Annotated in this window: 8 protein-coding genes; 4 read left to right on the forward strand and 4 right to left on the reverse strand. The window is 75.6% G+C overall.

What is annotated here, in order from left to right:
* The 3 genes from I4I78_RS29230 to I4I78_RS29240 form a co-directional block, all read left to right on the forward strand.
* On the forward strand, window positions 1-287 hold a 287-nt coding region (locus tag I4I78_RS29230; protein WP_218614734.1), incomplete at its 5' end, for an endonuclease domain-containing protein.
* Between the two features lie 181 nt (window positions 288-468).
* Entirely contained in the window at window positions 469-1,014 is a 546-nt protein-coding gene (locus I4I78_RS29235; RefSeq protein ID WP_218614735.1) for a hypothetical protein, read from the forward strand.
* A 126-nt stretch (window positions 1,015-1,140) separates the two neighbouring features.
* On the forward strand, window positions 1,141-2,544 hold the full coding sequence (locus I4I78_RS29240) for an aromatic amino acid lyase (RefSeq protein WP_218614736.1): 1,404 nt from the start codon (window positions 1,141-1,143) through the stop codon (window positions 2,542-2,544).
* 3 nt (window positions 2,545-2,547) lie between these two features.
* On the opposite strand, the gene I4I78_RS34030 is transcribed toward I4I78_RS29240, so the two are convergent.
* Window positions 2,548-3,120, reverse strand: coding sequence for a CGNR zinc finger domain-containing protein (locus I4I78_RS34030; RefSeq protein WP_308252429.1), 573 nt, complete (start codon window positions 3,118-3,120; stop codon window positions 2,548-2,550).
* 100 nt (window positions 3,121-3,220) lie between these two features.
* Between I4I78_RS34030 and I4I78_RS29250 the strand changes: the two genes are divergently transcribed.
* Window positions 3,221-3,454: a hypothetical protein gene (locus I4I78_RS29250; protein ID WP_218614737.1), complete on the forward strand. Its 234-nt coding sequence runs from the start codon at window positions 3,221-3,223 to the stop codon at window positions 3,452-3,454.
* Between the two features lie 48 nt (window positions 3,455-3,502).
* Here the strand turns inward: I4I78_RS29250 and I4I78_RS29255 are convergent, their stop codons facing one another.
* The 3 genes from I4I78_RS29255 to alc form a co-directional block, all read right to left on the reverse strand.
* Window positions 3,503-3,676, reverse strand: a complete 174-nt coding sequence (locus tag I4I78_RS29255) for a hypothetical protein (protein ID WP_218614738.1) — start codon at window positions 3,674-3,676, stop codon at window positions 3,503-3,505.
* A gap of 136 nt (window positions 3,677-3,812) precedes the next feature.
* Window positions 3,813-4,751 (reverse strand): NADP-dependent oxidoreductase, encoded by a 939-nt coding sequence (locus I4I78_RS29260; protein WP_218614739.1) that lies wholly within the window; start codon window positions 4,749-4,751, stop codon window positions 3,813-3,815.
* Between the two features lie 38 nt (window positions 4,752-4,789).
* The gene (alc, locus tag I4I78_RS29265; RefSeq protein ID WP_226380651.1) at window positions 4,790-5,785 is read right to left on the reverse strand and encodes an allantoicase; all 996 of its coding nucleotides are present in this window, start codon (window positions 5,783-5,785) and stop codon (window positions 4,790-4,792) included.
* Between the last annotated feature and the right edge of the window lie 23 nt (window positions 5,786-5,808).

Consider the following 5,808-nt stretch of genomic DNA (forward strand, 5'->3'; position numbering starts at 1 on the left):
TGCTCCGGCTGCTGACCGCGGCCGGGTTCGACGGCTTCGTACGTGCCCACCCGTTCGGACCGTTCACCGTGGACGTCGCGTTCCCCGCCACACGGGTGGCGATCGAGGTGGACGGGTGGGCGTGGCACGTCGACACCGAGCGGTTCGCCACCGACCGGCGCAAGGGCAACGCCCTGGTCGGGGCCGGCTGGTCCTTGCTGCGGTTCACCTGGGCCGACCTCACGGAGCGACCCGGGGAGGTCGTCGGGCAGATCCGGGCCGCGCTCGCCGGGGCATCGGCCGCGTGATCGGGGGCCGGGTCCCGATCGAGGCCGTACGTGGCCACGATCGGGACCGATCCGGCGATCAGCCCGGTCGGTGCGCCGGCCGTCCCGGGCGAGCCGCCGACCACCCTGGGCGCTGGGGACGCCACGGGATCGGTAGGGACCACCCGCCACGGGACGGGATGCGGACGCGCACACTCGACCCGTGACCCGCGTCGTCATCCAGCCGTCCTACGGGCTGCCCCGGTTCCGGCGGCACTGGGCGCAGACCCTCGACCGGACCGTCCCGTTCACCGACGGGCAGTACGCGGCCGCGCTGGACGGGCGTGAGCTCGCGGACCTGCGGGCCCTGCACCCGTGCGGCGAGGCGCACTTCTGGGGCGCCACCGCGGTGCACGACCGGCGGATGGCGCAGCTCGGCACCGGCGACGTCGTGCTGCTGACCGGGCGCAAGCACGTCCTGGCCGTCGGCGAGGTGGGGCTCGTGCTGCGCAACCCGGCGTTCGCCCGGGCACTGTGGGACCCCGAGCCCGGGGTCTGCACCTGGGACAACGTCTACAGCCTGCTCGCGTTGGCCCACAGCCGGATCCCGTACGAGACGGTGTGGGCGCTGCCCGGCTTCAACCCCGGCGACAACTTCATGGGCCTGCGACTGCTCGACGACACCCGGGCCGCGACGGTGCTGGCCGGGCTCGGGATCACGACGGGTACGGCCGGGACGCGGTTCGCGGTCGGCGCCGCGACCGCCTGAGGCCGGGCGGCGGACAGGCCCGCAACATCGAACACGCGTGGGCGGGAACCGTAGGCTCCCGGCCATGACCATCGTGTCGCGGGCGGACCGCGCAGGCGCCCGGCCCGCGGGCCGGGCGATCATTCGGTGACCGTCGAGCTGGGCGGGGCCGCCGACCTGACGCCGGACGTGGTGCGCCGGGTGGCGTGGCAGGGCGAAGGGCTCACGCTGGCACCGTCGGCGGTGGCCGGCGTCGGGCGTCGACGGGCCGAGTTCGTCATGTTCGTCGAGGCCCACCGGGGACGCCACCTCTACGGCATCACCACGCGGCACCACCACGGGGCGAAGCAGGTCCTCGATGCGGACGCCCGCGCGGAGTACGCGCGCCGACTCCCGTCCACGCCCGCGAGCACCGGCCCGGGCCTGCCGGAACGGGTCGTTCGGGCGGTCGTGCTCGCCCGGCTCGCCGACGTCCTCAACGGCACCGCGGCCGTGCGTCCCGAGACCGCCACCGCCCTGGCCGCGATGCTGGACGGGCCGATGCCCTACGTGCCGGAGAGGGGCCACGGCGAGCCGGGGAACATCATCGCGCTGGGCCACCTGTTCCGGTCGCGGTTCGACGGCACGCTCGAGATCGGGGAGGGGATGGCCCTGATCAACGGTGCGCCGGTGTCCGCGGCCGTGCTCACCGACGCCGTGCTGGCCGGACGGGGCCGGATCACCGTCGCCGAGGACGTCGTCGCCCTCGCCGCCGTCGCCGCCCGGGCGCCCGCCGAGCACTACGACGAGGAGCTGGCGCGGGCCTGGGGCGACGAGCACCAGGCGGCGACCCTGGCGCGGATGCGGGACCTGATGACCGGCGTCACCGGACCTCCGCTCGCCTACCAGGCGCCGGTGTCGTTCCGCAGCGCGCCGAGGGTGCTGGGGTGGACGCGGCGCGCCCTGGCCCGGGCCGAGGACGACGCACGGATCTCGCTGAGCGCATCGTCGAACAACCCGATCTTCGTCGGCCCCGGCGTGCGGCCGCCGCTGGGCGAGGTGTTGTCGAACGGCGGCTACCACAACCCGCTGGCCGCGCCGGGCCTGGACTCGCTGGCCCGGAGCTGGGCCGACCTCGCGCAGCTGGTCACCGCACAGGTCAGCCGCCTGGTGGCGGCACCCGACGGGATCGTCGCCGCGGAGCCGGAAGCGCAGGTGAGCCTGCTGGACATGACGTCGTCGGGCTGGGCCGAGGAGGCCCGCGCGGCGGCCGGGCCCTCACTGATCGGACTGGGGCCGGGTGGCCAGACCGACACCACCACCTCCGAGATGCTCGCGTGGCGACGCGCCTGCGACGCCGGTGCCGCGCTCGACGCCGCGCTCGCCGTCCTCGCCGTGGTGGCGGCACACACGGTCGGGCATCGGGACGAGACGGTCCCGCCCGGTCTGCGACCGCTGGCCGACGCCGTCGCCTCGGGATTCCCGCTGGGCACCGGGCCGGTGGCGTTCGGCACCGGACTCGACCGGGTGCGGGCGCACCTGGCCCGGCGGGTGTTCCCGGAGGGGAGCTGAGCGCTACTGCGCCCGCTGCCGAGCCCGGTGGTTGGCCACGTTGACGCGGTTGCCGCACAGGCCGGGCATGCAGTACCGGCGGGCCCCGTTGCGGCTGGTGTCGATGAACACCCCCGCGCAGTCGGGTGACGCGCACGGCCGGAAGCGCTCGACGCCCAGCGCGTGCGTGACGCCCAGGACGCCGACCCCGGTCAGCAGCCCCAGCTGGTCGGCCAGCGGCGCCTCCGGGACGGTGGCCGCCTGCCAGCGGGTGCGGTCGTCCTCGACGGCCAGGGTCAGCGCGCCGACCGAGCGGGTCAGGACGGTCGCCCGATGGACGATCTGCCGGGTGTCGCCCGAGTCGATGAGCTCCCGCAGGACGTCGCGCAGGCCGTGGGTCGCGCTGAGGTCGTCCTCGGTCGCGACGGTGCGCTCGAGCCCGGGCGCCCACGCCGCGGGGACGTGCGTGGTGACGAACGTCTCCAGCGCGACGACATCGGAAAGCTTGTCCGTGCCGTTCCATACCCGGGGAGCGGTGTTGACGAGCTCGGTCGCCACGCCCGCGGCCTGCGCGTACTCGTCGAAGGGGACTTGCACGGACTACGGCCCTCCCTCTACGGTAACCGGCAATTCGTCACTTTAACCCTTAGGGGTCCGCCCGGTCGGGCGGGGACCTCGACTCTATTCGAAGGCAGACATGTTCGTTCTGAACGTGGGGCTGGCCGCCGTGCTCGCCCGTCTCCCGGGCCGTCGTACCCGCGACGACGACTCCCGCAACGACGACTCCCGGTGCGGTGGCTCGTACCTGCACTGGGTCCCGGACGGTCACGGCGGTCTCCGCCTGGCCGGGTACTTCCTGCCCGACCCGGAGCTGCGTGGCCCCGGGGCGGCGCGGACGAGCCCGGGACGGCGACCGCGCCGCGCGACCTGAACCGCCTCTGGAGCGGCGCGTGACGGCGCCGCTCGGGTCCGTCGCGCTCTAGCGCAGGACCGGCCGGGCTCCGCGCGGCGCCGGGTCCGGCTGCCCGGACGCGACCGCGCGCCCCCCGCGCACCAGCATCGTCCCCAGGCACGCGACGGCCACGGCGACGACCGCCGCGCCCACTCCCAGCCAGAACACCAGCCGCAGCAGCACCCGCCCGAGCAACGTCATGCCCACTACATCGCGCCGCGGCGCGCGGCGTTTCACCGCGACCGGGTGACGCCCCCGCACGCTCGGTGAGGCACCGACGGTCAGACACCGACGGTCAGGCACGGGCGGTCAGGCACGGGCGGGGAGGCTGCGGCGCTCAGGGCAGGAGCACGACCTTCCCGCCGGCGTGGCCCTGCTGCACGAACCGGACCGCGTCGGCCGCCCCGGCCAGCGGGAACGTGCGGGCGACGAGCACCTGTAGCGACCCGTCCGCGGCGAGCCGGGCCAGCTCCGGGCCGGCGGCAGCGCGGAGCGCGGTGCCCGGGTCGGCGCCCGGTCCGGCGCCGAGGAGCGTGATGCCGGCGTCGGCGGCGCGGCCGAACGCGGCGATCGTCGCGATCCGGTCGCGGTCGGCGACCAGTGCGAGCGAGACGTCGACCGCCTCGTCGGTGCCGATCGTGTCGACCGCGGCCGAGAGGTCGTCCGGCGCGGCGGCGCGGACGCGGTCGGCGAGGCCCTCGCCGTAGGCGACCGGTTCGATGCCGTAGCCGCGCAGGGCCTCGTGCCGGGCGGGTGCGGCGGTGCCGATGACGCGGGCTCCGCGCAGGATCGCGAGCTGGGCGGCGGCCAGGCCGACCGCCCCGGCGACGCCGTGGACCAGCACGACGTCGCCGTCGGCGACCCCGGTCGCGACCAGGGTGTGCTCGGCGGTGCCTCCGGCCAGCAGCAGCCCGGAGGCCTGCTCCCAGCCCAGTGCCGCGGGCTTGGCGACGAGCGCGGCGTCGGGGACGGTGACCTCGGAGGCGTAGAGCCCGGCCGCGCCGCCGCCGTGCACGATCACCTCGTCGCCGACGGCGACCGACGCGCCGTCGCCGACGGCGGTGACGACGCCCGCGCCCTCCAGCCCGACGCGCATCGGCAGCCGGGACACCTCGGAGCCGAACAGGCCGCCGAACATCTTGTGGTCGACCGGGTTGACCGCGGCCGCGCGGATCGCGACGGTCGCCTCCCCCGGTCCGGGGGCGGGCACGCCGACCTCGACGAGCTCCAGGACTTCCGGGCCACCGAACGCGGTGGCGACGATCGCATCGGCCATGTCCGGGCCAACCCGCCGCGCCGCCGCGGGATTCCCGCTCAGCCGAGGCGGGCGCGGTGATCGTCGGGCAGTGCAGCCCACCAGCGTTCGTGCGCGGTCTGCGCCGCGGCCGCGTCGAGGTCACCGGGGAGCCGCAGGCGGGACAGGCCGCCGTCCGGGAACACGTCCAGACGCAGGTGGGTGCCGGCAGGGGCGTCGGGCAGCAGGAACCGGTGCCGGGTGTCGGGCTGCACGGCGACGTGGTCGAGCAGCACCGTCCATTCCGGCCCGTCCCGGTCGTCGCGGGTGGAGACCGAGACCCACCCGGGCGCGTTCCCGACGTACCAGGTCGTGTCGACCTCGACATGGCGCGGGACCCCGGCCGCGGCGAGCGCGAACACCGCGAAGTCGTTGCCGCCGTCGCGGCGCCGCGCGTTCTCCCAGCCCTCGCCCATGTGCCGGGCCCGCCCCGGCATGATGATGTTGGCGGGAGAGGCGTAGAACGCGTCCGAGCACTCCACCAACCGCCCGCCGTTCTCGGCCGCGAGCAGGTCGACGGTGCCGGTCAGGAACCGCGGGTCGGGCACCACGGTGCCGTGCACCCGCAGCCGGGCCACCCCGCCGTCGGGGAAGATGGAGAGCCGGACGTGGGTGAAGCGGCGCTCGTCGCGCACCGGGTAGACGTTCGCGGTGTCACCCTCGGCCGCCGACTTCGCGACGATCGGGTGCCACGCCGACTGCTGCAGCTCCTCCGGGGACGGGTGGCCCTCCACCGAGGCCGCCTCGACCGAGATGTGCGGCGGGTAGTTGCCGCGGAAGAACGCGGTGTCGACGACGACGTGGTCGATCACGCCGGCGGCGCCGAGCGCGACGATGGCCCAGTCGTGCCCGTCGGTGCGGCGACGGCGGGTCTCCCACCCGTCGTAGACCTTGCCCTTGTGCCCGAACTCGCTCGGGTCGAACCGGGGCGCCTCGGCGCGGATCAGGTTCTCCCGCTGGGCGAACAGCTCGTCGTTCGCGGCGACGACGCTGCCGCCCATGGCCCGCGAGGCCAGGTCCGGGAGGTCGGGTGTGGTGT

The sequence above is a fragment of the Pseudonocardia sp. KRD291 genome (assembly GCF_019263595.1).
GTDB lineage: Bacteria > Actinomycetota > Actinomycetes > Mycobacteriales > Pseudonocardiaceae > Pseudonocardia.